The sequence below is a fragment of the Klebsiella sp. CN_Kp066 genome (assembly GCF_040065135.1).
GTDB lineage: Bacteria > Pseudomonadota > Gammaproteobacteria > Enterobacterales > Enterobacteriaceae > Klebsiella > Klebsiella oxytoca.
In genome coordinates, this window is sequence record NZ_JBEAIU010000001.1 from 161,133 (window position 1) to 188,044 (window position 26,912).

At 58.3% G+C, this 26,912-nt stretch carries 23 protein-coding genes; 6 read left to right on the forward strand and 17 right to left on the reverse strand.

The window, feature by feature from the left end; translation table 11 throughout:
- Positions 1–22 precede the first annotated feature (22 nt).
- From ABLV75_RS00680 to codB, 6 genes are all read right to left on the reverse strand, one after another.
- Positions 23–1,384, reverse strand: coding sequence for an MFS transporter (locus tag ABLV75_RS00680; protein WP_004100101.1), 1,362 nt, complete (start codon positions 1,382–1,384; stop codon positions 23–25).
- Positions 1,385–1,491: 107 nt separating this feature from the next.
- A complete protein-coding gene (locus ABLV75_RS00685; protein ID WP_004100102.1) occupies positions 1,492–2,301 on the reverse strand; it encodes an inositol monophosphatase in 810 nt (269 codons plus the stop codon).
- A gap of 121 nt (positions 2,302–2,422) precedes the next feature.
- Positions 2,423–3,412 (reverse strand): LacI family DNA-binding transcriptional regulator, encoded by a 990-nt coding sequence (locus ABLV75_RS00690; RefSeq protein WP_032704825.1) that lies wholly within the window; start codon positions 3,410–3,412, stop codon positions 2,423–2,425.
- Positions 3,413–3,557: 145 nt separating this feature from the next.
- Complete coding sequence (gene codA, locus ABLV75_RS00695; protein WP_004100106.1) at positions 3,558–4,796, reverse strand: cytosine deaminase; 1,239 nt, start codon at positions 4,794–4,796, stop codon at positions 3,558–3,560.
- Entirely contained in the window at positions 4,793–6,028 is a 1,236-nt protein-coding gene (locus ABLV75_RS00700) for a PucR family transcriptional regulator ligand-binding domain-containing protein (protein ID WP_004100108.1), read from the reverse strand. Before ABLV75_RS00700 ends, codA begins: the two co-directional genes overlap by 4 nt.
- Before the next feature lie 2 nt (positions 6,029–6,030).
- A complete protein-coding gene (codB, locus tag ABLV75_RS00705) occupies positions 6,031–7,293 on the reverse strand; it encodes a cytosine permease (RefSeq protein WP_004100109.1) in 1,263 nt (420 codons plus the stop codon).
- Between the two features lie 518 nt (positions 7,294–7,811).
- Here codB and ABLV75_RS00710 point away from each other — a divergent pair.
- From ABLV75_RS00710 to ABLV75_RS00720, 3 genes are read left to right on the forward strand one after another with little or no spacing between them, the layout of a single operon-like run.
- Positions 7,812–8,423 (forward strand): methylthioribulose 1-phosphate dehydratase, encoded by a 612-nt coding sequence (locus tag ABLV75_RS00710; RefSeq protein WP_004100112.1) that lies wholly within the window; start codon positions 7,812–7,814, stop codon positions 8,421–8,423.
- Between the two features lie 25 nt (positions 8,424–8,448).
- Positions 8,449–9,945, forward strand: coding sequence for an FGGY-family carbohydrate kinase (locus ABLV75_RS00715; protein WP_004100114.1), 1,497 nt, complete (start codon positions 8,449–8,451; stop codon positions 9,943–9,945).
- A complete protein-coding gene (locus ABLV75_RS00720; RefSeq protein WP_004100117.1) occupies positions 9,942–10,970 on the forward strand; it encodes a 2-hydroxyacid dehydrogenase in 1,029 nt (342 codons plus the stop codon). The genes ABLV75_RS00715 and ABLV75_RS00720 overlap by 4 nt, the downstream gene beginning before the upstream one ends.
- 38 nt (positions 10,971–11,008) lie before the next feature.
- On the opposite strand, the gene ABLV75_RS00725 is transcribed toward ABLV75_RS00720, so the two are convergent.
- Genes ABLV75_RS00725 through ABLV75_RS00745 form a run of 5 tightly spaced genes read right to left on the reverse strand, consistent with a single transcriptional unit; the run spans position 11,009 to position 16,479 of the window.
- Positions 11,009–11,953 (reverse strand): sugar kinase, encoded by a 945-nt coding sequence (locus ABLV75_RS00725; protein ID WP_004100119.1) that lies wholly within the window; start codon positions 11,951–11,953, stop codon positions 11,009–11,011.
- An 11-nt stretch (positions 11,954–11,964) separates the two neighbouring features.
- Positions 11,965–12,966: an ABC transporter permease gene (locus ABLV75_RS00730; RefSeq protein WP_004100121.1), complete on the reverse strand. Its 1,002-nt coding sequence runs from the start codon at positions 12,964–12,966 to the stop codon at positions 11,965–11,967.
- Positions 12,966–13,952: an ABC transporter permease gene (locus ABLV75_RS00735; RefSeq protein ID WP_004100123.1), complete on the reverse strand. Its 987-nt coding sequence runs from the start codon at positions 13,950–13,952 to the stop codon at positions 12,966–12,968. The genes ABLV75_RS00730 and ABLV75_RS00735 overlap by 1 nt, the downstream gene beginning before the upstream one ends.
- On the reverse strand, positions 13,949–15,454 hold the full coding sequence (locus tag ABLV75_RS00740) for a sugar ABC transporter ATP-binding protein (protein ID WP_024273908.1): 1,506 nt from the start codon (positions 15,452–15,454) through the stop codon (positions 13,949–13,951). The genes ABLV75_RS00735 and ABLV75_RS00740 overlap by 4 nt, the downstream gene beginning before the upstream one ends.
- 44 nt (positions 15,455–15,498) lie before the next feature.
- Complete coding sequence (locus tag ABLV75_RS00745; protein WP_004100127.1) at positions 15,499–16,479, reverse strand: sugar ABC transporter substrate-binding protein; 981 nt, start codon at positions 16,477–16,479, stop codon at positions 15,499–15,501.
- A gap of 410 nt (positions 16,480–16,889) precedes the next feature.
- Between ABLV75_RS00745 and ABLV75_RS00750 the strand changes: the two genes are divergently transcribed.
- Positions 16,890–19,199: a molybdopterin-dependent oxidoreductase gene (locus ABLV75_RS00750; protein WP_004100128.1), complete on the forward strand. Its 2,310-nt coding sequence runs from the start codon at positions 16,890–16,892 to the stop codon at positions 19,197–19,199.
- Between the two features lie 183 nt (positions 19,200–19,382).
- Here the strand turns inward: ABLV75_RS00750 and ABLV75_RS00755 are convergent, their stop codons facing one another.
- Positions 19,383–19,925, reverse strand: coding sequence for an acireductone dioxygenase (locus tag ABLV75_RS00755; protein WP_004100130.1), 543 nt, complete (start codon positions 19,923–19,925; stop codon positions 19,383–19,385).
- Positions 19,922–20,611, reverse strand: a complete 690-nt coding sequence (gene mtnC / locus ABLV75_RS00760; protein ID WP_004100131.1) for an acireductone synthase — start codon at positions 20,609–20,611, stop codon at positions 19,922–19,924. Before mtnC ends, ABLV75_RS00755 begins: the two co-directional genes overlap by 4 nt.
- 188 nt (positions 20,612–20,799) lie before the next feature.
- Here mtnC and ABLV75_RS00765 point away from each other — a divergent pair, with 188 nt between their 5' ends.
- Positions 20,800–21,945, forward strand: coding sequence for a pyridoxal phosphate-dependent aminotransferase (locus ABLV75_RS00765; RefSeq protein WP_185939789.1), 1,146 nt, complete (start codon positions 20,800–20,802; stop codon positions 21,943–21,945).
- On the opposite strand, the gene ABLV75_RS00770 is transcribed toward ABLV75_RS00765, so the two are convergent.
- From ABLV75_RS00770 to dsbG, 4 genes are all read right to left on the reverse strand, one after another.
- Positions 21,946–22,575, reverse strand: a complete 630-nt coding sequence (locus ABLV75_RS00770) for a ParB/RepB/Spo0J family partition protein (RefSeq protein WP_004100133.1) — start codon at positions 22,573–22,575, stop codon at positions 21,946–21,948. It lies immediately after the preceding gene.
- Positions 22,560–23,783 (reverse strand): phosphoadenosine phosphosulfate reductase, encoded by a 1,224-nt coding sequence (locus ABLV75_RS00775; protein WP_032704826.1) that lies wholly within the window; start codon positions 23,781–23,783, stop codon positions 22,560–22,562. The genes ABLV75_RS00770 and ABLV75_RS00775 overlap by 16 nt, the downstream gene beginning before the upstream one ends.
- 103 nt (positions 23,784–23,886) lie before the next feature.
- Entirely contained in the window at positions 23,887–24,798 is a 912-nt protein-coding gene (locus ABLV75_RS00780; protein WP_004100136.1) for a LysR family transcriptional regulator, read from the reverse strand.
- Positions 24,799–24,996: 198 nt separating this feature from the next.
- Positions 24,997–25,743: a thiol:disulfide interchange protein DsbG gene (dsbG, locus tag ABLV75_RS00785; RefSeq protein WP_004100137.1), complete on the reverse strand. Its 747-nt coding sequence runs from the start codon at positions 25,741–25,743 to the stop codon at positions 24,997–24,999.
- Between the two features lie 403 nt (positions 25,744–26,146).
- On the opposite strand from dsbG, the gene ahpC reads away from it, so the two are divergent.
- Complete coding sequence (ahpC, locus tag ABLV75_RS00790) at positions 26,147–26,710, forward strand: alkyl hydroperoxide reductase subunit C (protein WP_002894394.1); 564 nt, start codon at positions 26,147–26,149, stop codon at positions 26,708–26,710.
- Positions 26,711–26,912 lie beyond the last annotated feature (202 nt).

Here is a 26,912-nt window from a genome sequence, read left to right on the forward strand (position 1 = left end):
ATCTTCCTTATAAGTTAAAAGGTTATGACGAGAATGAGGTCTGACGTTCTATCGCGTGTCGCCTGGCGACAATCGCAGCGGTGGTAAAACAGAATAGCGCGGACACGAGGCCGGTGCCTACCCAAAACAGCGACAGCGTACTGAAGTCATATAGCGTTTTGCCGTTTTCGATCATTGAGGTTTTATCGATGATGATGCCGGTGAGAAACTCGCCGAGTCCCGCCCCCGCGTAGCTGGCGATACCGATAGTGCCGAGCGCGGCGCCCGCGGCTTTACGCGATGAAATATCGACCGCGATCAGTCCGCCAAGGAAGCAGGTCAACGCTCCGATGGTGGCGCCGAAGATAATCATCGCCAGAATATCGGTGTAGTAGCCGTGCGGCGACCAGAGCATCAGCGCGAAGCCGGCGGTGTTGAGCAGGCTGATAAACCCGGCCATCACGCTGCGGTTACGCGGGAAAAAGCGGTCGGAGAGCATCCCGGCGATAATGGTTCCTGCAATACCCGCGATAGCGTTGACCCCGATAATCCCGGACGCTTCGAGAGTAGAGTAGGCTTTATCCTGTTCCAGAAAGAAGATCCCCCACGAGTTCACCGCGTAACGGTCGATATACATAAACGCCGAGGCCAGGGCCAGCGTCCACAGGGCCGGGTTACGCAGCGCCAGCAGCTGGTTTTTAAATACCGAGCCGCGGGCTTCCGTCTCCTCCTGCGGTTCATCGCGAATGACGTTGATGGGCGGGAAGCCGCAGCTTTGCGGCGAGTCGCGCATAAACAACAGCATCAGCACCACCCCGGCGGCACCGAGCGCGGCGGTCGACAGGTAGCCCATCTGCCAGCCGAATCCGGCAATCACCGCGGCGATCACCATATAGGTCATCGCTTCGCCGATGTTATGCGCCGTTGACCAGATCGCGTAAAAAGTGCCTCGTTCTTTACAGCCGTACCAGCGCGCCAGCGATACCACGCACGGGCCAACGCCCATCGACTGCGCCCAGCCGTTAATCCCCCAGAAGATTGCCAGCAGCATGGCGTTGCTGGTCATCCCCATCATCAGGTTCATTCCGGCGCTTAGCAGTAGCCCGAGGCTCATGTAGCGCACTACGTTGGCATGATCGGCAATAAAGCCGTTGACCAGCTTGCCGATGGCGTAGCTGAAAAATAGCGTTGAGCCGATCATGCCCAGCTCCGTTGGGGTTATGCCGAGTTCCACCAGCGCGCTTTTGGCGACGGTGAACGATAGCCGGCAAACGTAGAACGTGACGTACGCCAGGGTCATGGTAATAAAGGTTTGCCAGCGCACGCTGCGAAAGCGCCGCTCATCGAACTCTCCGCCCGCTTTGGGCGGCGAAGCGCGAAAAAATGCGATAATTCTTCCAGACATAATGGTATCTCCGAAGGTCGGAGGCCTGACTGATTAGTGTGGTTCGTCCGTGAGGTTTATCGTCGTTGTGTAGAGTACATAATCAGATAAAGCCTGACCCGATACGGTTAAGGTAATGGGTGACAAAGCATGTTTTTTAATTGTGGGTAGAGCGTCTTGCTGGCCAGCAGCAGCGGGTTGCCGTGACGAATCCCGTCGTTTGCCAGATAATCGTTGCTAAGGCCGCCCGCTTCGCGCATCAGCACCAGCCCCGGCAGCCCGTCCCAGGGGTTCATATGCGGTTCGTAGTAGCCGATAAGCCTGCCTGCCGCCGCCCAGGCGCTCATCAGCGCTCCGGAGCCGTTGCGGATAAACATCCCGCCGTCGCTCAGCAGCGCATCGAGGAAGGGCAGAAAGAGCGCAGGCGTCACGCGGTGCGAGGTGCCGACGCCCATCACTCCCTCTTTGACCGTCGCACCCGGATGCGGCGCGACAGGCGCATCGTTAAGCCATGCGCCCTGGCCTTTCAGGGCGTGGAACAGCTCGCGATGGTTGGGGTCGTACACCACGCCGATAACCGGTTCCCCGTCGGCGACGATAGCCAGCGACAGGCACCAGGTATGCAGGCCGTTAAGAAAACAGCTGGTGCCGTCGATAGGATCGACAACCCACAGGACGCGGGCGTCCGGCATCTGCGTTCCGCTCTCTTCGCCGAGAAAGCCGTCCTGCGGGAAGGCGTCCATAATGCGCTGCTTCACAAACGCTTCGACCTGTTTATCGGCGACGCTGACCACGTCCTGCAGGTCATCGCCTTTATGATCCACCGCCAGCCGGTCGCGCTGCTGATAGAATTCGAACGCCAGTTCCGCGCCGGCCTGCGCCAGCTCGCAGGCCAGGCGGTAGCGGGCCTGCAGTTCATGTAATTCCAGTGATTTCATCGTAACTCCCTATTTTGCACACGTGTGCAATTTGCCTGAAAAAAACAGCCCCGAAGGGCAAAATAAGTGTGGATGGATTAAAAAAATTATTCTGTGATCGCTCCGGCATAAAATGAATTTTTCATTTTGCACTTTGACGAACGATCAGTTTCACCGGCACTTCACGATGGCGTGACGGCAGACTGAATTTGGCGATCCGCGTGACCAGCAGATCCACCGCATGGTGGGCGAGCAGGGCAGTATTTTGCTGCACGGTAGTCAGCTGATAGGGCTGCCAGTCCGCCTGCGGGATATCATCGAAGCCGATAATAGCGGGTAGCGAAGCGGCGGGGTTGTCTGCCCGCAGACCGTCCAGGGCGCCGAGCGCCAGCATATCGGTGGCGCAGAAGAGCGCCTGCAGCTGCGGATGCGCGGCAAGCAGCTCTCTGGCGGCGGCAAATCCCGCCTGATAGCCGCTGCTGTCGCAGAAGTGCGCGGCGATCTCCATGCCCTGACTATGGGCAACAAACGCTTCGTAGCGCTGGCGGGTGCTGAAGTTATCCAGACTTTCGCCGATAAACCCGGCCTGGCGCCACTGGCGCTGAGTACACAGGTCGGCGACCAGCTTCGCGCCCTGCGCGTTGTCGCTGCACACGCGATCGCAGCCGGCCAGGTCGGCGTGGCGGTTGATAAGGGTGACCGGGATTTTTCGCTCCAGATACTCCTCCGCCAGCGACAGCGGCGGCGCCCCGGAGGTAATAATGACGCCTGCGACGTGATAGCTCAGCAACTGTCTGAGCGACGGGGCGAGCTGCTGCGGATCGTCGGCGTTCATCAGCAGCGGCATAAAACCGTTGAGCGCCAACTGGTGGACCAGCGGCGACAGCAGCTTACTGCGGAACGGGTTATCAAATCCGGCGGTGACGATGCCGATAAAGTTGCTGCTGCCGGTGTTCATCGTGCGGGCGATAATATTCACCTGATAGCCCAGCGTTTCCGCCGCGGCGAGAACCTTCTGGCGGGTTTTTTCCGCCACCGACGCGCCGGGGGTAAAGGTGCGGGAAACTGCGGAACGGGAGACGCCAGCGAGCCGGGCAACGTCCTCTGCCTTAATCCATTTTTTTTCGCTCATAGTATCAGGGTACGGGTTGTCCTCAGTGAGCCCGCGCCGACGCAGGAGCCCATCGTCGGCACGGAAAAAGTAGTAAGAAGGTACCACATAAATCCTCCGGCGAGCAGCGGGTTGACGCGGCACAGGTACCGCGCCAACGTCAGGCTTATGCCGGATAGCGAATCTGCTCCGCCTGGCGCTGCAAAATGATTTTGCCGTGACGAATGGAGGTCAGCACTTTTGCCTGGCGGCGCAGCGCGTCATAGTCGTTTTCCGCATCGAGGATCAGCAGGTTCGCCGGGCGCCCTTCGGCAATACCGTAGTTATCGCCGAGGCACAGCGTGCGGGCGCTGTTATCGGTAATCAGATCGAGGCAGCGCTGCAAATCTTCGTATCCCAGCATATGGCAGATATGCAGCCCGGCGTCGAGAATGCGCATGATGTTACCGTTGCCCAGCGGGTACCACGGGTCCTGAATGGAGTCCTGGGCGAAGCAGACGTTGATCCCGGCGCGGTCCAGCTCCGCCACCCGCGTCACGCCGCGGCGTTTCGGCCAACTGTCGAAGCGCCCCTGCAGGTGAATGCTTTCGGTCGGGCAGGAGATAAAGTTGATGCCCGACGCTTTGAGCAGGCGGAACAGCTTCGAGCAGTAGGCATTATCGTAAGAACCCATAGCGCAGGTATGGCTGGCGGTGACCTGCGCGCCCATGCCGCGCACCCGGGCCTCTTCCGCCAGCACCTCCAGAAAGCGCGACTGCGGATCGTCGGTTTCATCGCAATGCACGTCCACCAGGCAGCCGTGGCGCTGGGCCAGGTCCATCAGAAAAACCAGCGAGCTGACGCCCTTATCGCGGGTGTTTTCGTAGTGCGGGATACCGCCCACCACGTCGGCGCCCATTTCGATGGCGCGGGTCATCAGCTCGCGTCCGCCGGGGAAGGACTCAATGCCCTCCTGCGGGAAGGCGACGATCTGCAGATCGATAAGATGAGCCGCCTCCTTTTTCACCCTCAGCATTGCCTCAAGGGCGGTCAGGGAAGGGTCGGTAACATCAATGTGGGTACGCACGTGCTGCACGCCGTTGTCGCGCAGCATGCCGATGGTTTTCAGCGCCCGCTGGCGGGTATCTTCGACGGTGACGCTCGCTTTACGCTGGCTCCAGCGGGCGATGCCCTCAAACAGGGTACCGCTCATATTCCACTCCGGCTCGCCCGCCGTCAGGGTGGCATCGAGATGAATATGCGGCTCGACGAACGGCGGGATCGCCAGCTTTTGCTCTGCGTCGATATCGTCGGCGTCAGCCGTCTGCACGGCGGTCTGCGCGGTGATGCTCTTAAACAGACCGTCCTCTAGCTCAAGGGTATAAAGCGCTTCTTGCTGGCGCAGACGCGCGTTGATAATTTTCATGGTTGTTCCCGTAAATGGTTTTGCGACATACGCCAGATCGCTAAGGCGACCGAGGCGTTGAGATGAAACTGCGGGTGGCTGACCGGATAGCGGGTCAGCTTTTCAATGCGTTGGATACGCTGATGCAGCGTGTTGCGGTGGATACCCAGCCGCTCGGCGGCCCGGACCACGTTGCCGCTCTCCTGAAGCAGCGTTTCCAGCGTCTCCATCAGCAGCCATGGGCTTTTGCGATCGGGTTCGATCAGACAGCCGAGGGTATCGTGCATAAAATCGCTCAGTAGCCCTGGGTCGCCGACGGCGGAGAGCAGCTTGATAAAGCCCAATTGCTGGTAGTCGCTGATGCGCTGGGCCGGACGCAGGCTATCGCTGAGGTCCAGCGCCTGACGGGCCTGCGACAGCGCGCGCTGATATTCCTGTAGCTGCTGCACCGGCGCCGAAAGGCCGCACAGCAGCGATAGCCCGTCGTCGCCCTCCGCCAGCGCATGCAGCCACGTCTGGAGCCACGTTTTCTGCTGATAAAACTCGCCCTCTTCATCCGGCAGCAGGAAGAGAAACATATTGCCGCGCTCGACCAGCGGAAAGGGATTGCCCTGCTGATTGAGCTGCTGCTGCAGGCGCTGGCGTACGGTGCGGCGGGCCTGCTGCAGCCAGGCCTCGGCCTGCTCCGGCGGAAACTGACGAAACAGGCGTTGGATACCTTCCAGCCGCAGCGCCGCTACCCGTAGCGGCCGGGTAAAGTCCAGCTGCTGGTGGAGCGCGCGCTGATGCAGAATTTGCAGGTCGGGAAAGTCGCCGGTTAACAGCTGCAGCAGAATATCGCGCTGCGATTGCAGGGCGTTTTCGCTGCGCACCAGCGCGGTACCGATGCGTTCGGTCACGATCACCATCTTCAGCAGATAGGGCTGTTCGATCAGCGGTATGCCCAGTTCATCGGCCAGCGCAATCAGGCGCGGCGGGATCGCCTGAATGTACGCATCGCCGGTGAGGATCACCATCCCGGCAATCCCGCGCTGCTTGCCCTCCATCAGCAAATGGATCAGGTTGTCTTCATCGCGGGGATGGTTGATCCCGGTGATGAACACCAGCTCCCCGCCCATAATCCATTCGGCGATATTTTCATTTTCCGCCACGTAGTACCAGCGCACCGCCAGCTGTAGCCCCTGCTTACCGGCGCGCAGGCGCATGGCGGAAAGCCCATCAAGGGCGAGGATTTCGCCCACCGTCAGGCTCATGACTACTGTTCCACGACGGAATCAGCGGCGGGCTGGCGTTTGCTCAGACGAGTCAGCGCGATATAGACCAGCGCGGAAACGGTGATACCGACCAGCGGGGCGATCCACGGCGAGAGGTAGGCCACCACCGCGCCCACGGCGTAGGCGCTAAGCCCCAGCCAGTTAAAACGCGGCAAACGGGTGGTGTGCAGCAGCGGGTAGCGGCCGCCGCGATAAAACCAGTAGTCGGCGAGGATCACGCCGCCGATGGGGGGAATGATGCTGCCCAGCAGCACCAGGAAAGGAATCAGCATTTCATACATACCGCCAATGGCCAGCAGAATGCCGACCCCGGCGGCGACTACGGTCAGGGTGCGGCGACGCTCGCTGCGCAGCAGATGGCAGGCCGCCGCCGAGACGTTATAAATCGTCGGCCCCTGAATGGTCAGCAGATTGAGGCACAGCATCACCACCGCGGCGACCGACAGCCCCTGCAAAATCAGCACTTCCACGATATCAGCCTGCTGGTAAACGATGGCGCACCAGGCGCCGGCGATAATCATTAGCCCGTTGCCGATCAGGAAGCTACTCATGCTGGCGACGATGGCGGTACGGCTGGAGTTGGCCAGCCGCGTCCAGTTGGTCGCCTGGGTCGCGCCGCTGGCAAAGGTGCCGAATACCATGGTGATGGCCGCAGACCAGCTCATGGTTTCGCCGGGTTCGATTTGGGTCATCGCCTGCCAGCCGCCGGCGTGATGGGCGGCAAGGTACATCGACACCACCAGCAGAATAAACATCAGCGGCACCGATACGCGCGACAGCGCATCCAGCCCCTTGTAGCCCACCAGCGCGGTGACGCAAAACAGGATACCGAACAGGATCATCAGCGGAGTCGTCAGCGCCTCAGGAAGGGCGAGGATTTTGACCAGCGAGATGGCGACCGTCGCCGTACCCCAGGCGTACCATCCCAGCTCGGCGAAACCGAGGATAAAATCGGCGAGCTTGCTGCCGATTTCCCCGAAGCAAAAACGCCCCATCAGCACGGTATTTAGCCCGCTGCGCGCGGCAATCCAGCCGAGCGACGCGGCGTACAGAGCCAGCAGAAAGTTACCGATTACCGCAATCCACAGCAGGTTAACGATGGAGAAAGAGACGCCCAGCTTGCCGCCCGCGAACATGGTGCCGGTGAAAAAGGTAAAGCTGAACAGAACCATCGAGATGGAAAATACGCCCTTGCGCCCGGAAGCGGGCGCTTCGACGAGTGGAAAATCATTGCTGTTTGACATGGTGGAACCTCTGAGTGGCTATCCGAATAGCGATGGCAGAGGGGTAGCAAGAGGTATGCCAAAAAAATCAAGGCAGGCATAACACAAGAGGGTGGGCAATCTGCACATAAAATCGTATTTCTCGGTCGTCGATTGCCATCAATCTGTGCACAGTGCCATGTTTTGCACCATCGCGGGGCGCGGGGGTTGGCTACGGTAGCCGCATAAATACCGGGCGGCGGCTGGCGCCTCACCCGCCCTGAAAGACCGTGCCGAATCGACAAATGATGTCAATTTTGCGCCTTTTCCCGCTGGAACGATTAGCCATCTTTTTAACACTCCGCAGCCGGTAATTTTGGCGTCATGAAAATGTGTAGTTGTATTGTTGTTAAAAATCGTAATTACATATGCATTTCTGATATAACCATTCTAAATGTAAGTCTTTCCTGAAATATTGTTCGCTTACGTCGGCGGTGTTAGTATCGGGTAAATAGCCATTTAGACGGCTAAATACAACATCGCTAAACTAAGGAACTGCTATGTGGCAAGAAAGACTCGCGCAACTGGTCACCACCTGTCATTGGATCGGTGCGAAAGGTTGGGCGCCCGCTACCGGCGGCAATATGTCGGTGCGTCAGGATGAGACCTGGTGCTGGCTGAGCGAGTCGGGGCGCGATAAAGGTAGCCTGACGACGGAGGATTTCCTGCAGGTGGAGATCGCCAGCAATAAAGCGCCTTCCGGGCGTAAACCCTCAGCTGAAACCGGCCTGCATACCCTGGTGTATCGCCTGTTCCCGGAAGCGAATGTCGTACTGCATGTGCATACCGTCAACGCGACCGTGCTGTCGCGGATTGAAAAAAGTGCCACCCTGGCGCTACAGGGTTATGAGATGCAGAAAACCCTGACCGGCCAGCACAGCCATCTTGATACCGTGCCGGTCGCCATTTTTGATAACGACCAGGATATCGACGCCCTGGCGGCGCGCATTGAAGATTATGCGCAGACCCACCCGCTGCGCTACGGCTTCCTGCTGCGCGGCCACGGCCTGACCTGCTGGGGCAAAGATATTCCCGAAGCCCGTCGCCAGCTGGAAGGACTGGAGTTTCTTTTCGAATGCGAGCTGATGCGCCGCCGCTACGAGCGCGACTAAATTTCCCTCCATCAACGGGTCAGGCATGGATTTTTATCTCGGAATTGATATCGGCACTTCGCGCGTGAAGGCGGTGCTGTTTGATCAACATTTTCAGGCGTGCGCCAGCGCGGCGCAGAACACCGGCCCGCGCCTGTCGGCCAACGGTGAAGCCGAACAGGATATGGCCCAGCTGTGGCAGTCGGTGGTGGCGATTTTGCGCGATATCGCGCGGCATCCGGCGCTGCAAAACGGGCGTTTACGCGCCATTGGCCTCGCCGGGCAGGGGGAGGGCGTCTGGCTCTGCGACGCCGAGGGCGAACCGGTCGGGCCGGGTATCCTGTGGAGCGACACCCGCAGCCGGGAACTGATGAACGAACTCCTCAGCCGCCCCGGTTTTGACCGCCGTTTCTTTGACGATACCGGTACCCATCTTCAGCCCTGCAACACCAGCATGCAGCTGTGCTGGCTCAAGCATCATCAGCCGGAGCGGCTGGCGGCGGCCCGCTATCTGTTCTTCGCCAAGGATTGGATCCGCTTTCGCCTCACCGGCGTCGCGGCACTGGATCTCACCGATGCCAGCACCTCTTTGCTGAATCAGCAGAGCGGGAAGCTATCCGCGGTGGTGCTCAACGAGATGGGGCTGGCAGATTTACAACCTCTGTTTCCGCCGCTGCTGGCGCCGGACGCGCAGGCTGGCGCGCTGCGTGAAGAGGTCGCGGCGCTGACCGGGCTTCCCGCTGCCACACCGGTAGCGGCCGGCGCGCTGGATGTCTGCAGCGCGGCGCTGGGCTGCGGCGCGGTCAACGATGGCGACATTTATACTATTCTCGGCACCACCTGCTGCACCGGCATCGTCTGTCACGGTCGCCAGACGGTCAATGAGGGGACGCGCTACGTTACCCACACCGAAGCGGGCAGCTTTATTAACCTTTTTCCGATGCAGGCCGGGACGCCGAACATCGACTGGCTCCAGCAGCAGATTTCGCTGGATCCGGATTTACAGCAGCTGGAACAGCATATCGCCAGCGTTGAACCGGGCAGCGGCGGCGTCTTCTGGCAGCCTTATCTCAACGGCGAACGCGCGCCGTTCTTCAGCCCCGAGGCGCGGGCAGGCTATTTCGGCATTAGCCAGCACACAACCCGCGCAGAACTGCAGCGGGCGGTATTTGAAGGTCTGGCTTACGCTATCGTCGACTCGCTTCAGGGCTACCCGCAGGGCGGCGAACTGTACCTGACCGGCGGCGGCGCGGCTTCAGCGACCTGGTTGCAAATTATTGCCGACTGTACCGGCAGAACGGTGGTTTCCAGTACTTTCAACGAGCTTAGCGCGCGCGGTGCGGCGATTCTGGCGGCGCGCAGCGTTGATGCCCTCAGCCGCTATCCGGCGCTGGAGCAGACCCGCTATCGGCCCAATCCACAGGCGCACAGCCGCTACGTCGCGCTCTATCCGGTTTATCGCCTGCTGCGCGAGCAGATGCTGCCGGTGTGGCACGCCCGCCGCGAGGCGCTTCAACGTATTTCTCAGGAACAACGCATATGAAAATTGTTTTTACCGCCGAACACGCCGGCGACCTCAGCGCTTTTCAGCAACTGGGCGAACTGCGGGTGGAAGGCTGGGCGCTGGGCAAGCCAAAGCTGAGCGCAGACCAATTGATCGAGCTGGCCCACGACGCCGAGGTGTTGGTGACCAGCTACGATGAGGTGACGGAAGCGGTGATCGCCGCCTGTCCGCGTCTGCAGGTGATCGCCTGCACGCGCGCCAATCCGGTGAACATCGATACCAAAGCCGCCCTGGCGCGCGGTATCCGCGTGCTCTATACGCCGGGGCGTAACGCGGACGCCGCCGCCGAGCTGACGCTGGGGCTGATGCTGAGCCTGGCGCGGCATATTCCGCAATCGCACGCGGCGCTGAAGCGCGGCGAATTCACCCACGCCGAAAACGCGGCGCAGGCCACCCAGAGCGGACTGCGCCGCGATGTGGTGTGGGACGTCAGTCCGCAAAGCCCTTATGAAGTGTTTAAAGGCAGCGAGCTGCGTAACAAAACCCTGGGGCTGATTGGCTACGGTAATATTGGCCGCCGCGTGGCGCGCATCGCTCGCGCCTTTGGCATGGCGGTGCTGGTGGTGGACCCGTTTGTCGCCGCCGAAGAGATTAACGAGCCGGGGCTGCAAAAAACGACCCTTGAGGGACTGTTCCGCGAGGCGGATATCGTAAGTCTGCATCTGAGCAGCGGCCCGCACAGCGATGGCCTGGTGAACGCGGCGTTGTTGAATAGCATGAAGCCGGGCGCGCTGCTGATTAATACCTCGCGCGCGGCGGTCGTGGATGAAGAGGCGCTGATTCATGCGCTGCGCCACGGCCCGCTGGGCGGCGCGGCGCTGGATGTCTACCATCGCGAGCCGCTGTGGCGCGATCATCCGTTTGTCACCGAGTTGAATAACGTCATTATCACCCCGCATATTGCCGGGGCGACGCGGGAGAGCATCGCTAAGCATACGGCGATGATTGCCGCCGACCTTCAGCGCTATGTCGCCGGCGAGCCGCTGCTCTATCAGTGGCGTTAACCGGCTTTTGCCGCCGCGCGATGCGGCGGCGAAGCTTGTTAACCGCGCCGGTTTGCCGCCATAAACTGTCGGGTATGCGGCCAGTCCACTACCCCGGCATCCGACCCCATCCCGGTCGCCACCAGCGCGGCGACGGCGGAAGCCACCTCGCATGCCTGTCTGACGCTTAGCCCGCGGGCCAGCGCGGCAATAAAGCCGCCGCAGTAGCTGTCGCCGCAGCCGGTGGTATCCACGGCATCGACCCGGTACGCCGGGATATGTTCAACGGCGCCGTTGCGGGTCAGCAGCCAGGAACCGTTCTCGCCGTCCTTCAAAATACAGGTCCCGACGCCAAGGGCAAAAAAGAAGCGGGCGATCGCTTCCGGCTGGGTCTCCCCGGAGAGATACGCCGCTTCTTCAAGGGAGGGCATAAAGTAGTCCACCGACGGCAGCAGCGGGCGCAGCAGTTCCAGGGTATGTTCATTGGGGGCAATCAAATCGAAGCTGGTGGTGACGCCGCGAGCCTTCGCCGCTTGCAGCAGAAGGGCGCTCTGCCCCCGATCCATCGCCGCCAGCAGGCCGGTGCCGCCGTGGTGCAGGAAGCGGCAGTCGAGGACGGCAGCAAACTCCTCTTCGTGGATAAAAAGCGTATCGGAAGCGCCCCGGCAGTGTAGCGCCGGGCGCTCGCCGTTGGGGCGGATAGGGAGGATCGTCGCCGACGTTTCCTGCTGCGCGGTACGCTGGACCAGCGAACAGTCGATTCCCAGCCGTGCATAGCTGGCGAGTATAAAATCGGCCTTTTCATCTTCGCCGAGGCAGGCCACCGCAGCGGTACGAATGCCCAGCTTAGCGGCATTAATATTGGCTCCGGCGGCGGTTCCGGCGGGGTTCAGACGAATTTGTTCGATAAAGGCCACCCCGCCACGCGGCGGGATGTCGATCACCGGGCGACCGGCGATATCCAGAATAGTCAGGCCGACAAAGACGGCGTCAAAAGCTGCCATAGGTGCTCCGCTTAACGGTGGGTCTGGCGCAAACGCGCCTGCCAGAAGGAGAGGGCCAGCGCCACCACCAGGATTACGCCAACCAGCGCATCTTTCACCAGGTAGTTCAGCCCCATCAGGTTCAGGCCGTTATCAATAATGGCGAGGAACAGCACGCCGCCGAGGGTGCCGGCAATGCTGACCCGGCCCAGCCGGTTAAAGGCGGTGCCGATAAAGACCGCAGCGATGGCATCCATCAGGTAGGCCTGGCCGGCCAGCGGCGTAAACTGGCGCAGGTTGGCGGAGAGAATGACGCCGCCGACGGCGCACAGCGCGGAGGCCGCTACCAGCACCCACAGCATGGTCCGGCGGTCGCGGATCCCGGCGATACGCGCCGCTTCGCCGTTCTGACCGATAGCGCGCACGTACTTGCCGAACAGCGTGCGTTCGGTCAGCAGCCAGGCCGCCAACCACAGCGCCAGAACTATCACCACCGGCGTCGGAATTCCGGCGACGGTGCCGACGGCCAGATCGTGATACTCCGGCGCCATCCGGCGGTAGGAGATAGAGCCGCCGCCGTCGGTATAGATGCGCTCGGCGCTGCTGGCGATAAACCAGGTGCCGAGGGTGGCGAGGAACGGGCGAATCTGGCAGACAAGGATCAGGAAGGCGTTCAGCAGGCCGATAATCACCCCGCCGAGCAGCGCGCAGCCCACCGCCGCCTGCCACGGCAGGTGCCAGGTTTTCAGCGCCACCAGCGCAAAGGCGGCGCCGAAATCCAGCGCCACGCCGACGGAGAGGTCAATCGCTCCGGCGCTAACGATAAGGGTCATCGCCATCGCCACGATCAGCAGAATCGCGCTGCCCTGCAGCAAATTGGCCCAGTTGTCGAAGGTCAGAAATACCGGGTTCGCCCAGCCGAACAGGGCAATCGCCAGCAGGGTAATGATGCCGAACCCTGCCCGTGATAGCCACGCCAGCGGGCTGCTGCCGGTTTGTCCCGTAGCGGGGGTCTTGAGCGTCATCTGGCTCATCAGTTGCCTCCTTTATGTCTGACCGCTGACGCCGCCAGCACCACGAGGATCAGGCCGCCTTTGATCGCGCCCATCCAGAAAATATTTACTCCCAGCAGGCCGAGCCCGTTAGAGAGCGCGTTGACCAGCACCGCGCCGAGCAGCGCTCCCCAGATGGTGACCACGCGACGCCGCGAGAACGCCGCGCCGATAAAAGTGGCAAGGACGGTTTCCAGCAGCAGCGGCGTCGCCGTGCCGCTCGAGCTGCCTGAGCCCTGGCTGAGCAGCGGTAAAATCGCCAGACCGGCGGCGAGGCCCGCCAGCAGCCAGACGAGAAGGGTTAAACGGCGAACGTTGAGCCCGCTCATCTGCGCCATATCGCGGTTACCGCCCACCGCCTGTAAATGCTGGCCGAAGCGGGAGTGGTGGAGCAAAAGCTGAAACAGCGCGAAGACCGCCAGCAGATAGAGAAGCGGCCAGGGAATGCCAAAGAGAGCGTTATCGCGAAAGGCCACCATCAGCGGATCGCTTACCGCGATGCGTCGCTGGCCGGTCAGCAGGTCGGTCAGGCCGGTGAAGGCTACCGAGGTCGACAGGGTCGCCAGCAGCGGCGGCAGGCCTGCCGCCAGCACCAGCACGGCGTTGACCGCGCCGCAGGCCAGGCTCACGGCGACCAGCAGCAGAATCAGCGCCAGGTAAGGGGTGTTCCACTCCGCCATACCGAGGCTGAGTAACGCGACGCCGAGCACCGCGATGGCGGGCAGCGACAGATCGATACCGCCGGAAACCACGTCATCGCCGCCGACGGCAATCACGCAGACCAGGCCGAAACAGAGGATCGCCAGCGGCACGCTCTGCACCAGCATCATGCTGATATTCTGCCAGCTTAAAAAGAAAGGCGACTGCAGGCTGAGCCAGACCAGCAGCGCAAAAAAGAGAATCAGGGGGAATTTTTCGATAAGCGTCGTGATGCCCGGAAGGGGGCGGCGCTGAATATCTGCACTCATACCTGTTGTTCCTGTCCACCGTTAATCGTCACCAGCAGCGCGTCCAGCGTCAGCCCCCGGGTCGGGAGATTGGCCACCAGCTCGCCGCGCCACATCACCAGGATGCGGTCGCAAAGGCCGAGCAGCTCCGGCGCATCGCTGGATGAGACCAGCACGCCGCGACCGCGATCCGCCAGCTCGCGGGTGCGCTGATAAATATCGCTGCGCGCGCCGATATCCACCCCGAGAGTGGGTTCATCAAGAATAAAAAGCCGCGCATCGGTGCCGAGCCAGCGGGCAAGTATCGCCTTTTGCTGGTTGCCGCCGCTCATAAAGCGCACCGGCAGCTCCGGACGGCCAGGGCGGATGGAGAGCTGCTCAATCCAGCTGCGCGCTTTTGCCAGCGCCCGGCCGCGATGCTCCCAGCCGAAAGTGGCGGTCTCCGCTAGCGAGGCCAGATTGATATTGTCGGCGGTGGAGAAGGGGAGAATCAGCCCCTGATGGCGGCGGTCGCGCGGCACCAGCGCCATCCCCGCACGGGTGGCCTGATACGGCGTGCGCAGCCGCTTCGGCTGGCCGTCGATGCTTATTGTGCCGCTGCGCGCGCGGCGCAGCCCATAAAGCAGATCGACCAGTACGTCGCGCCCGGCGCCCAGCAGGCCGGCGACGCCGACGATCTCGCCCGGCTGAATATCAAAGGTAATATCATTCAGATGGACGCCGTCGCTGAGATGGCGAACCGAAAGAACCGGCGCGGCGGCATCTACCCGTTGAGCGCTGCTCTGGCGCGGGGTATAGAGCTGTTCGATGTCGCGACCGACCATCATTTTAATCAGCGCGTCGGTGTCCTGCAGCAGCGCCCGGTCGGGATAGCCAACGACCTCGCCGTTACGCAGTACCGTGCCGCGATCGCAGAGGGCGGCGATCTCGTTGAGGTAGTGGGAAATATAGAGAATGCCGATCCCCTGCTCCCGCAGGCGCAAAATCGCTGAGGAAACCAGGCTGGCCTCCTGCGCTTCCAGCGGCGCGGTGGGTTCATCAAAGACCACCAGCTTTGCCGCGCCGTCAATCAGCGCCCTGGCGATCTGCACCAGCTTGCGTTCGGCGAGGCTGAGGTCGCGAATCAGGCGGCGGGGATTGATGTCCAGCTGCCAGCTGTCGCGGAAAAACGCTTCGGTGGCGGCATTCATCCGCCGCCGGTCCAGCGCGCCCCAGCGGGTGCGGTACTCCTGGCCGAGAAACACCGATTCCGCCACCGTAAAGTGGGGGATCAGGTTGAGCTCCTGGTGAATGACGCGGATACCCAGCGCTTCAATCGCCGCTGGATTGCCAAGCGGCAGCGGCGCGCCGTCAAGGGTGGCGCTGCCGCTATCGGCCTGGTAGACCCCGGCGAGGATTTTTATCAGCGTCGATTTTCCCGCGCCGTTTTCGCCAATCAGACCGTGAATTTCACCGGGATTCAGAAGCAGCGTGACCGCATTTAATGCAGTCACGTTGGCAAAGCTTTTGCCGATCTGGTTCATCGCCAGACCAGCGGCGGGATTCGCCCCGCCGGAGGATTGAGTGATCACTGCAGTTCGCCATATCCCAGCTGTTTGTAGACCGCTTTCGCCTCCTGCGGGCCTTTCACCGGGACCACCGGGATAAAGGTTTGCAGCGGCAGCTTCTGTTTTTCGAAGTAGCGAGCGACGTTATCGGCTGAAGTCTGGCCGATCAGGTGCGGCTGCTGGGCGACGTTGGCGACAAGCGGGCTACCCGGCTCGGCCATGATCTCCAGCGTCTCCGGGCCAGCATCAATAGCGGTAACCTTGACGTCTTTATCGCGGCCGGTCTCTTCCAGCGCCTGGACAATACCGATAGCCGGCTGATCCCAGCAGGCAACGTGAATCGCATCGAGTTTGCCTTTCGGATACTGGCTCAGCAGTTCGAGGGTTTTCTTCCGCGCATCTTCCGGCGAGTTGGCGAACTGTTCGGCCAGCTCTGGCTGAATAATATGAATATCCGGGTAATCCTTAAGGACATATTTCCACTGGTCGTAACGAATCCCGCAAATACGCAGGGAACTGGAGAATGCGTTAAATACCGCCACGTTGCCTTTGCCGCCCAGTTCATCGGCCATATAGCGACCAATGGTTGACCCCAGCGTGTAGTTATCGGAGGTGGTGTTATTGACCGAGTATTTTGAGACATGGTCAACGGTAAATACCGGGATGCCGGCATCGCGCAGCGCTTTAAATTTAGGCTCAACGGAACTGTCGCCCAGAATGCTAATTACCGCATCAACTTTACGCGACAGTAAAATATCGTGGTTATTAGCATGAACCTGGTTATCGCGTCCGCCGTCGACGCCGATCGCTTTACCGCCCAGTTTCTCAACCTCTTCGCTGGCGCCTTTATAGGCTTCGCGATCCCAGAAGTGCTGCGTGCCGACGACGGCAATACCGATGGTTTTTCCCTGAAGCGATAAAGCCTCTGCTGCCAGAGCGTTAAAGGAGGCAAGCGAGAGCAGGCCCAGCGCGATGGGCAATAATTTCTTTTTCTGCGACATTCTTATTATGGTCCTGTAATGGAGGTGGTTGTGCGGAGCAGTAGCATGACAACAACAACTACACAACCTCAAATACAAAATATGTCTAAGTTATATCAACAATGTTATATCGCAGATTTGCCTGAGGAAAACGTAAATTTGTCATCTGCAACCTGAAAATATTTCATGATGCAGTTTAATCCCTTTTTATTTTGTGGGCTTAATTTGCTTGCAACTCTTATTTATTCAAATAAAGATTGCTGCTTAATTAAAATTATTCTGTCGCTGTAATATATCGCATCCCGGAATAGCGTAGAACTATTCTGCGTGGAAAATCCTTTCTCAGCAGCAGATTGTATGGTGATACGTATTTTATTCCCAGGATTCGCACGCTTTATTATAGCGGCCGTTAGCAGGTGAGAAAAAACCGCATGAGAAAACAACATAATCTGACCGTAATGCACTGGGGAACCTGGCGAGTACAGGCCGGTGACGGCAAAATTGAGGCGGTGACGCCGGTGCCCTGGGATAAAAATCCCTCGCGCATTGGTCAGTCGCTCCCCGATGCGGTCACCAGCAAGACGCGCATTCGCCGTCCGGCGGTGCGCGCCGGCTACCTGCAAAATGGCCCGGCTTCCCGCGACGGGCGCGGTAAAGAGCCGTTTGTTGAGGTGAGCTGGGAAGTGGCGCTCGATCTGCTGGCCCGCGAGCTGCAGTCGGTCAAAGCGCGCTGCGGCAATGAGGCGATTTTCGGCGGTTCCTATGGCTGGGCCAGCGCCGGCCGTTTTCACCACGCGCAAAGCCAGCTGCACCGTTTCCTCAAATGCTTTGGCGGTTATACCGCCAGCACTAATACCTACAGCAGCGCGGCGGGGGAGCGTATCCTGCCGCATATTCTCGGGCCGCTGAGCCCGCTGCACCGTCAGCATACCCATTTTTCCGAGCTGGCGCGGGAGTGCCAGCTGTTCGTCGCATTCGGCGGCCTGCCGCTGCGTAATGCGCAGGTCAACGGCGGCGGCGCCAACGACCATATGCTGAAATACTGGCTGGAAAAGATGCAGGCGCAGGGGACACGCTTTATCAATATTAGTCCGGTGCGCAACGATCTGAGCGCCGTGGAGAGCGCCGAGTGGCTCGCCGTCCGTCCCGGAACCGATACCGCGCTGCTGCTGGCGCTGTGCTACGTGCTGATTAATGAATCCCTCTACGACAGCGGTTTTATCGCCAGCCATACCGTGGGTTTCGCACCTTATCGCGCCTACCTGATGGGGGAGAGCGATGGCGTCGCAAAAACGCCGGAGTGGGCGGCGGCGATAACCGGTATTGACGCGCAGCGGATTGTCGCGCTGGCGCGTGAGATGGCCAGCCAGCGTACGATGGTCAATATCTCCTGGTCGATTCAGCGGGCGCGCCAGGGCGAGCAGGCCTACTGGGCGACGGTGGCGCTCACCGCGCTGCTGGGGCAAATCGGTACGCCGGGCGGCGGGCTGGGATTTGGCTATGCCTGCACCAATCTGGCGGGGGCGGGGCGTAAGGCCTTTTCCGGGCCGCGCCTTCCCGCCGGGGAGAACGCGGTGAACCAGGTGATTCCGGTGGCGCGCCTCTCCGATATGCTGCTGCATCCGGGCGAAGCATACGAGTTTGACGGCCAGCATCTGCGCTATCCCGACATCCGCCTCGTCTACTGGGCCGGCGGCAACGCGTTTCATCATCATCAGGATATTAACCGCCTGTGCGAAGCCTGGCGGCGACCAGAAACGGTGGTGGTGCACGAACAGTACTGGACCGCGCAGGCTAAATTTTCCGATATCGTCCTGCCGGTCACCACGTCGCTGGAGCGGGAAGATATTGGCAGCGGCGGTCACGACGGTTTTATGATCGCCATGAGCGCACAGATCCCGCCGGTGGGCGACGCGCGTGATGATTACGCCATCTTTTGCGATCTTGCCGAACGGCTGGGCTGCGGCGAACGTTTTAGCGAGGGGCGCGATGCCGGGCAGTGGCTGCGGGAGATTTACGAAGCCTCGCGACCGCGCGCGCAGGAAGAGGGGATTACGCTGCCGTCATTTGAGGCGTTCTGGCAGCAGGGAGTGCTGGAGTACAGCGCGCCTGAGCAACCGCAGGTTTTTCTGGCGGATTTTCGCGCCGACCCGCAGCGCTATCCGCTCTCTACGCCTTCCGGCAAGATTGAGCTCTTTTCAGAAACCATTGCCGGCTTTGGCTATCGCGAGTGCCCGGGCCATCCGTGGTGGGATGAGCAGGAAGCGGCCTGGCGGCGGCAGGAAGCTGCGCGCTGGCCGCTGCATCTGCTCTCCAGCCAGCCGCGTACCCGCCTGCACAGCCAGTACGATCACGGAAGCGTCAGCCGGGCGACGAAAATTCAGGGACGCGAGCCGCTGTGGATGCATCCGCAGGATGCACAGGCGCGGGACATCAGCGAAGGCAGCGTGGTCAAGGTCTTTAACGCGCGCGGAGCGATTCTCGCCGGCGTCCATCTCAGCGAGCAGATTTTGCCGGGAGTGGTGCAGATGTCGACCGGGGCCTGGTACGATCCGCTGGACCCGAATGAAAAAGGCTCGCTGGATAAGCACGGCAATCCCAACGTGTTAACCGAGGATCGCGGCAGCTCGCGCCTGGGGCAGGGCTGTAGCGCTCAAAGCTGCTGGGTGGAGATCGAACCGTGGCGGGACGCGCTGCCGCCGGTAACCGCTTTCGATCCGCCGAGGTTTATTGAGGGTTAGGCGCCCGGTAATACCCGGCTTACGGAATCAAAGCCCTCCGCGGGCGGATAGCCCGAACAGATGCGCAGCATCGCCTCCGGGAAAATCAGCCACGCTGCGTTCTGCTCCCGGGGGCGGCGCAGGGCGCCTGCCCGGGCTACATGTTCACAGTTGTCTGCAGATCGGTAGCCCGGATAGGGCGCGTTACGCCAGCCGCGGGTAGGCGCTGGCAATATCGTCGCCGGTAAACCGGGCAATCCAGCCTTCCGGATTATCGAAGATACGGATGGCGGTGAAGTTGGGTTCCGAGCCCATATCAAACCAGTGCGGCGTGTGCGCCGGGACCGAAATCAGGTCGTTCTTTTCACACAGAACCTGGAACACCTCGTCGCCAATATGCAGGCAAAACAGACCGGCGCCCTCGACGAAGAAACGCACTTCGTCTTCTCCGTGGGTATGCTCATTGAGAAACTTCTCCCGCAGCGCCTCTTTCTGCGGATTATCGGCGCGCAGGCTAATCACATCCCAGCTCTGATAGCCCTTTTCTGCAACCAGCTTATCAATCGCGTGCTGATAGGCGGCAATGACCGTTTCAGACGTTGGCGCCGCGCCTAAATCGCGGTCGGCCTGCCAGCGCTCAAAACGCACGCCTTTAGCGTTGAGCTGCTGCTGGATCTCTTCGGCGTTAGTACTGTGCCAGAGAGAGTTTTGCGGGTCGTTTACGGAAAATATGGTTAATGCGCTCATGCTGGGATCTGCTCCGGGTGAATATCGTCGAAACGCTGAACCTGCGGATGATGGCTGGCCGGGTCGCGGTCGCCGCGTACCAGCTGCAGGGTACGGAAACCGGCCTCTTCAGCGGCATCCAGCTCCTGATGGATATCGGACAAAAACAGGATGGCGGCAGGAGGCTGCCCCAGTTGTTCAGCAATATTGCGGTAGGACTGTACTTCACGCTTGGCCCCTACCAGGGTGTCAAAATAGCCGTTGAACAGATGAGTAATATCACCTTCATCGCTGTAGCCAAATAACAATTTCTGCGCAGCGACAGAGCCTGAGGAATATACATATAAATCAATACCCTGTGACTTCCATTTTTCCAGTGCCGGCAAAACGTCCGGATAGAGATGGCCGGTGAAGTCGCCGTTGACGTAGCCTTCGCGCCAGATAATCCCCTGGAGCGCCTTGAGGGCGGTGGATTTGCGGTCTTCATCCATAAACGTGAACAGGGTAGCAATAAGCTGTTCGGCGCCAGCCGCCGGCTGGGCGATCTCCTGGCGCAGGTTATCGAGAATGGTCTTGACCGGCTCGCCAAACTGCTGAGCGGTCACAAAACCAGCCAGACGTTCGCGGGCGTACGGGAACAGGACGTTGTGGACGAAGCGTATGTCGCTGGTGGTGCCTTCAATATCGGTCACGATAGCGCGGATCATGAGTTCTCCAGAGTGAGCGGTGGGTCGTGCTGACGGTGGCGTTGTGTTGAGAGCTGTTATTAAAGCCTAAGCGAAATAACATTATCATTTAGACGTCTAAGCGTCTTGATTGCCAAATATTAACATCGTGTTATAGTGGCTTCAACAACAGCATCACAGACGGTACAAAAAGAATGAGCAATAAGCCACTGATTCCTGAGAGTAAACTCCCTTCACTGGGCACCACTATCTTTAGCCAGATGAGCGCCCTGGCCCAGCAGCATCAGGCGATTAATCTGTCGCAGGGTTTTCCGGATTTCGATGGCCCGCGCTATCTGCAGGAGCGTCTGGCGTATCACGTCGCGCAGGGGGCCAATCAGTACGCGCCGATGACCGGCGTCGCCGCGCTACGCGAAGCGATTGTCAATAAAACCGAAGAGCTGTACGGCTATCGCCCCGATGCCAATAGCGACGTAACCGTCACCGCCGGGGCGACGGAAGCGCTGTATGCGGCGATTACCGCGCTGGTCCGTTCCGGCGACGAAGTCATTTGCTTTGACCCCAGCTACGATAGCTACGCCCCGGCGGTTGAGCTGTCGGGCGGCGTGCTGAAGCGCATTGCTCTACAGCCGCCTTATTTTCGCGTTGACTGGCAGCAGTTCGCCGCTACCCTCAGCGACAAAACTCGTCTGGTTATTCTCAATACGCCGCACAACCCGTCAGCGACGGTGTGGCAGCGTGAAGATTTTGCCGCGCTGTGGCAGGCGATTGCCGATCGCGAAATCTACGTACTTAGTGATGAAGTTTATGAACATATCTGCTTTGCTGCCGAAGGGCATGCCAGCGTGCTGGCGCATCCGCAGCTGCGCGAGCGCGCGGTGGCGGTCTCTTCATTCGGTAAAACGTTTCATATGACCGGCTGGAAGGTGGGCTACTGCGTGGCGCCTGCCGCTATCAGCGCCGAGCTGCGTAAAGTGCATCAGTATCTGACCTTCGCCGTCAACACCCCCGCTCAGCTGGCGATCGCCGATATGCTGCGCAGCGAGCCGGAGCATTATCGCCAGCTGCCGACGTTTTACCGCGAGCGTCGGGACCTGTTTATTGATGCGCTGCGTTCCAGCCGTCTGGAAATTTTGCCCTGCGAAGGGACTTACTTCCTGCTGGCGGACTACAGCGCAGTCTCCGATCTGGATGATGTCAACTTCTGCCGCTGGCTCACCACCGAGATCGGCGTCGCGGCGATCCCGCTGTCGGTGTTTTGTGCCAATCCGTTCCCGCATAAGCTGATACGCCTGTGTTTCGCCAAACAGCCAGCCACGCTGCTGGCTGCTGCGGAACGCCTGTGCCGTCTGTAGTTATTTAACGGTCCACGCCTGAGAAAATTGACGGTCGCCGAACATCTCCACCAGACCGTTGATTTGCTTCAGACGTAATACTTCGTCGGCGTCCATCCCTAACTCTTTGCCGATTTTCTCATCGGTCCAGCCGAGACGCGCCAGTTCCTGAACGATTTCCGACATCGCATGAATCTGGTGACGCCCGCGCGCCCGGTTATGGCGGATGGTGGCGGCCATCAGTGAATCACGCCTGGCGCTGCTCCTTTCCAGACAGGTGACGGGGAGATAGCCTTTCAGCCGTTTTTTCAGCGCCGCCTTGCCGTTGGCCAGTTCATGACGATGAAAACCATCGACAATCGAATAGCGCTCCCGCCCCTGTTTCAGCACCACGATAGGCTGGGTGAAGCCATCCGTCTCCAGCGAGGTGAACAACAGGCGTTTTTCCGGTGGCGCAAGGTTATTTGGGTTGTAATCATTAGGCGAAACGGCTTCCTGTTTTACCCACAGTACGCAATCAACCGGTTGGGATTTGAAGGGGCTATATTCATGCAGAATCTGGCGAAAGGCGTTAAGCGCAGTAATCTTTTCTTCTTCATTTTCCAGCGATTGCAGATAGCGTTCTATTTCCTGGATTAATTGTCGTTGCATAGTATTCCCCATTGCTGGCGCTTTTTATTCATCCGCTCGCGATAGCGTTTATATTGAGTCGCTTTGGTTGGGCTGAAAGAGAGCTGGCGGCACCAGTAATCATTGTTTAACAGCACTTTACAGATGCGCCGCCAGGACGGGACGTCTTTGGAGCCAATATCCGCCGGCTGGGTGTCCGGAATATCCAGCATGCCCTTTTTTTGATACCAGTGGAGATAGACGGCGATTTTATTGCGGTAATGCTCCGCCGTTTTCTCCGGCATGCTGTCGAGTAAAAACAGGGCGTAGCTTTTCCACGTATGATGTTCGGGTTTATCCAGCTTTCGATGGCCGTAGAACTGATTGTCGTGACCGGCGTAAACCCCGCCGCAGTGAACGCCGCTGACGCGCTGGCACATGGCGGCCCAGCGTTCAGGCTCCAGGACGTGGTAGAGCCACAGACCCTGGCGCTGCTCCGGGCCAAAGGGTTCGCAGATGCGCATATAACGCAGCGGTACCCCCGCCTGATACATCAGGTTATAGAGCGGGTTATAGGAAAGACCGCTTTTGCCGAACCAGGTCCAGATATCGGCGGTTTTCCAGTCATAGATGGGATAGATATACCAGGCGTGTCCGCCCGGCGCCGACGTGGTCCAGGGTTTGTCGTCGGCAAAGCGCAGTTTGCGCTGCGAGGAGATGGTGATAAACCGGTTAAGCGATTCATCGGCGCGGATGCCGACCATTACCGCGGCCGGACGATTTTGCGAGAACCAATCGGCGAATTCGCGGACGAAGGTTTCAAAACTCATTCCGGGTTGATAAAACGGGAAATAGTCGGGATCGGTGATGGCATCCTCCGGCGGCTGGCGCACCCAGGGCGCGCCGGGTTCCCAGCACTGCCACTCCGGCGTGAACTGGGTTAGCGAGTTCTGGGTGGTGAGAGGTAGCGCCACCCAGAAAAATTGCTCAATAACGTCGCGATACTCCTCGCGCATCTTTTCGCAATGAGCAATGGTGCAGGAGAACTGCGCTTCCCAGTCAATAAACAGGACGCAAATCTTTTTACCTGCCTGGCGGGCATGCTGCGCCGTGAGATGCAGCATGGTTGTTGAATCTTTACCGCCAGAAAAAGAGACGCAAACGCGGGAGAAGTTTTCCATAACCCACTCTATTCTTTGCTGACTGGCTTGCAGAACAGATTCTGGTAATGGAATTTTAATAAAAGACACAGCCATTATTCCTTTAATGCCAAAGAGACTGTGTACTTATATCATATTCGTTTCTTAATCAAGAGATTAGTTATCATTCACCAATTCAATGAAATCACTTTAACTATTCAATAATATTATTTCTTTCACACTCTTCGATAAAATTTGCGAAGTTGGGGTCGTCAAGATTCACCCGGTTGTAAATCATATAAATATTGATAGATGGAATTTTGAAGGGAGTCTCAATGATCCTGAATTTATTCTGAAAGCTAATGTGCTCTAAAATACATGTCGGAACGAAACCAATTATATCCGTTTGTTGAATAACATTAAGAATGGCTATGTATGAATCGCTGCTGAAAGAGATTTTTCTGTCAGAAAGCATACCCGCAGTTTGACTCTGAAAGGATTTTGTACCCTGATCGTTACAAATATAATAGGTGAAACGCTCCTGCATTATGGCTTTTGTCGTCGTTAGCGACGCCAGTCGCGGATGGTTTTCATTACACACTAATGAAATGTCCAGCTCCTGGATGCGTTTACAGACGGTCGCTCGTGATGACAGCGCCGTGGTGCTAAATATCAGATCGGCCTTCCGGTAGGATAACAAACTCTCTATCGATTCACCTGAAGCGAGCAGATCATGATGTTCAACCTGCAGATTTGAATCATCTAATAACATATGAATCAGGCTGGTGGTTTTGGGCGTTATAAAAAGCTGCGGCGCATAGACAACGAGGCGTTTCCTTAATTCAGAACGATTGGTGAGATTGATGGTTTGTTCTAACTGATTAAGGTTATTTTCCAGGTGGTGATGCAAATTAACGCCGACGGTAGTTGGGGTAATCCCTTTACCTGAACGCACGAATAGCGGATCGTTGAGCTGGTTGCGTAGCCGCTGAAGCGACTGGCTTACCGCAGACGGCGTAATAAATAGCGTTTCTGCAGCCTTACTGATACTTAAATGCTGGTAAATACATTCGAAAATAACGAGTAGGTTCAGATCGAACTTCTTGAGATCGTAAAGATTAGCCATTTTCAACGTCCTGTTAAGCTGGCGAGTAGAAAAAGAGGTTATTATATGTCTGCATTATATACATTACGTGATTATTCATTTTTTATTATTAATTGCTAATGCCTTATTAAGTTTATCTAAATATATACTACAGCGGCGCATTCCGCCAGATCCTTTTGTGTACTGCTAAACCCGGCGGAGGAGTTAGTTTATAAATGCTTATCTTGCCCCCATCATAATCTGTAGTTTTTCTTTATCTGGAAGCCCGATCGCTTGTTGCAGCATATTTTCTTTATTCATGTAATAAATAGCAGGGGTGACGCTGGCGCCGAGTTCGTCCATCAGCTGTTGGTTGAAATTAAGTATCTTCATTTGCTCTGGCTGAATACTGGTGGGAATATTTAGCGCTGCTTTGCCACCAGACTGCTCATAGTGATGCCAGGTTTTCGCCGGGTCTTTGCTGGCCAGGATGGCCGCCGCGGCTGCGGGACTTTCCGGTTTTATGACGCCAACCAGCAGGGTGCGCAGCTGAACTTTCCCTGATTCTACCCACGGACGAGCCTGTTGCCAGAACTGTTGGCAGTAGGGGCAGAAGGGATCGGCAAAAACGTACAGAATCGTCGGCGCGTTTTCGTTACCGTCAAGCAGCCAGCGAGCGCTTTCCAGCTTTTTCCACATCTCCTGGCCCGCGGGGGTATAGAGCTCTTGCTGGAAGAGTTGTTCGCTAAGATTAGTACCGCTTTCGTCGTACATATAGCCCGAGATGGCGTGTTTGCCGTCCGGCGTGAGGTAGATGGCGACGCCCATATCCTGATACTTCCCTAACCAGCCTTTCATCCCTCCGGGCGCCTCGAAGGGTTTAATAATGGTAATTCCCTGTTTTTCTATCGCTTTTACGGGGGCGGGAAGCTCCTCTGCAGAGCAGTAAAAAGGTAATAAGCTCAGAAAAAACAGTCGTTTTAACATAATTATGCCTTGTAAAATCAAAGAGAAGAGTAAGTGTAGCGGTAAAACCTATTACAGCCATAGGTAAGACCTGCGGCCGGGCGGATTGCCCTTTCGTTCTGTGGGTGATGTAATCCCTGAGCTGTTACATTAAGGTGTAGAGCGCAACACATTGCCAGCTACTGGCGCTGAACCTACCTGCGGGTGTTTCAGGTAACGGGGCCGCCTGCGAGGGCGGCCTTTTTACTTTTCAGCGCATATAATGCGAAACGCGACAGAAGTTTGCCATCGCGTTGACAGGTTCACAAAGTTGTCTTGTTCCGGTTGTTAGATAACGCTTATTGATTCGATAATGCAAACGCATTGGTCGAGTCAGGAAAAATTCGTTAACTTAGACCTCAACGAAAACACGGAGGAAGTATAGATGTCCTTAATTAATACCAAAATCAAACCTTTTAAAAACCAGGCATTCAAAAACGGTGAATTCATCGAAGTAACCGAGAAAGATACTGAAGGCCGCTGGAGCGTCTTCTTCTTCTACCCGGCTGACTTCACCTTCGTTTGCCCGACTGAACTGGGCGACGTGGCAGATCATTATGAAGAACTGCAGAAGCTGGGCGTAGACGTTTACTCCGTCTCTACCGACACCCACTTCACCCACAAAGCGTGGCACAGCAGCTCTGAAACCATCGCTAAAATCAAATATGCGATGATTGGCGACCCGACTGGCGCCCTGACCCGTAACTTCGACAACATGCGTGAAGATGAAGGTCTGGCAGATCGTGCAACCTTCGTTGTTGACCCGCAGGGTATCATCCAGGCTATCGAAGTTACCGCTGAAGGTATCGGCCGCGACGCGTCTGACCTGCTGCGTAAAATCAAAGCAGCTCAGTACGTAGCTTCTCACCCAGGCGAAGTTTGCCCGGCTAAATGGAAAGAAGGTGAAGCGACTCTGGCTCCGTCTCTGGACCTGGTCGGCAAAATCTAAATTTCCGTCTCCTTTCACGCAATTGCTGCGTTGGCGTCGCCTGCTCACCCCGGTCACTTACTGAGGTAAGCTTCCGGGGATTCTCAGGCTAGCCGCCTTGCTCTTGCGTGAAATGCTGAGGAAATTGCGTAGTAATATCTGGGCGCATCTGCGCCCGTTTTATTCCAACACCATGATGCAAGCGCATTCAGGCTGCCTGAAC

What these genes read in the sequence shown, in the direction of transcription:
- ABLV75_RS00710 (WP_004100112.1), top strand. Translation starts at nt 7,812, where the DNA reads ATGTGGCAAGAAAGACTCGCGCAACTGGTCACCACCTGTCATTGGATC.
- ABLV75_RS00755 (WP_004100130.1), bottom strand. Translation starts at nt 19,925, where the DNA reads ATGAGCGCATTAACCATATTTTCCGTAAACGACCCGCAAAACTCTCTC.
- ABLV75_RS00730 (WP_004100121.1), bottom strand. Translation starts at nt 12,966, where the DNA reads ATGAGCCAGATGACGCTCAAGACCCCCGCTACGGGACAAACCGGCAGC.
- ABLV75_RS00745 (WP_004100127.1), bottom strand. Translation starts at nt 16,479, where the DNA reads ATGTCGCAGAAAAAGAAATTATTGCCCATCGCGCTGGGCCTGCTCTCG.
- mtnC (WP_004100131.1), bottom strand. Translation starts at nt 20,611, where the DNA reads ATGATCCGCGCTATCGTGACCGATATTGAAGGCACCACCAGCGACATA.
- ABLV75_RS00750 (WP_004100128.1), top strand. Translation starts at nt 16,890, where the DNA reads ATGAGAAAACAACATAATCTGACCGTAATGCACTGGGGAACCTGGCGA.
- ABLV75_RS00740 (WP_024273908.1), bottom strand. Translation starts at nt 15,454, where the DNA reads ATGAACCAGATCGGCAAAAGCTTTGCCAACGTGACTGCATTAAATGCG.
- ABLV75_RS00720 (WP_004100117.1), top strand. Translation starts at nt 9,942, where the DNA reads ATGAAAATTGTTTTTACCGCCGAACACGCCGGCGACCTCAGCGCTTTT.
- ABLV75_RS00700 (WP_004100108.1), bottom strand. Translation starts at nt 6,028, where the DNA reads ATGAGCCTGACGGTGGGCGAAATCCTCGCCCTTGATGGGCTTTCCGCC.
- dsbG (WP_004100137.1), bottom strand. Translation starts at nt 25,743, where the DNA reads ATGTTAAAACGACTGTTTTTTCTGAGCTTATTACCTTTTTACTGCTCT.
- ABLV75_RS00685 (WP_004100102.1), bottom strand. Translation starts at nt 2,301, where the DNA reads ATGAAATCACTGGAATTACATGAACTGCAGGCCCGCTACCGCCTGGCC.
- ABLV75_RS00690 (WP_032704825.1), bottom strand. Translation starts at nt 3,412, where the DNA reads ATGAGCGAAAAAAAATGGATTAAGGCAGAGGACGTTGCCCGGCTCGCT.
- ABLV75_RS00715 (WP_004100114.1), top strand. Translation starts at nt 8,449, where the DNA reads ATGGATTTTTATCTCGGAATTGATATCGGCACTTCGCGCGTGAAGGCG.
- ABLV75_RS00680 (WP_004100101.1), bottom strand. Translation starts at nt 1,384, where the DNA reads ATGTCTGGAAGAATTATCGCATTTTTTCGCGCTTCGCCGCCCAAAGCG.
- ahpC (WP_002894394.1), top strand. Translation starts at nt 26,147, where the DNA reads ATGTCCTTAATTAATACCAAAATCAAACCTTTTAAAAACCAGGCATTC.
- ABLV75_RS00725 (WP_004100119.1), bottom strand. Translation starts at nt 11,953, where the DNA reads ATGGCAGCTTTTGACGCCGTCTTTGTCGGCCTGACTATTCTGGATATC.
- ABLV75_RS00770 (WP_004100133.1), bottom strand. Translation starts at nt 22,575, where the DNA reads ATGCAACGACAATTAATCCAGGAAATAGAACGCTATCTGCAATCGCTG.
- codA (WP_004100106.1), bottom strand. Translation starts at nt 4,796, where the DNA reads ATGAAAATTATCAACGCGCGTCTGCGCCAGCAAGAAGCGCTTTATACC.
- ABLV75_RS00735 (WP_004100123.1), bottom strand. Translation starts at nt 13,952, where the DNA reads ATGAGTGCAGATATTCAGCGCCGCCCCCTTCCGGGCATCACGACGCTT.
- codB (WP_004100109.1), bottom strand. Translation starts at nt 7,293, where the DNA reads ATGTCAAACAGCAATGATTTTCCACTCGTCGAAGCGCCCGCTTCCGGG.
- ABLV75_RS00780 (WP_004100136.1), bottom strand. Translation starts at nt 24,798, where the DNA reads ATGGCTAATCTTTACGATCTCAAGAAGTTCGATCTGAACCTACTCGTT.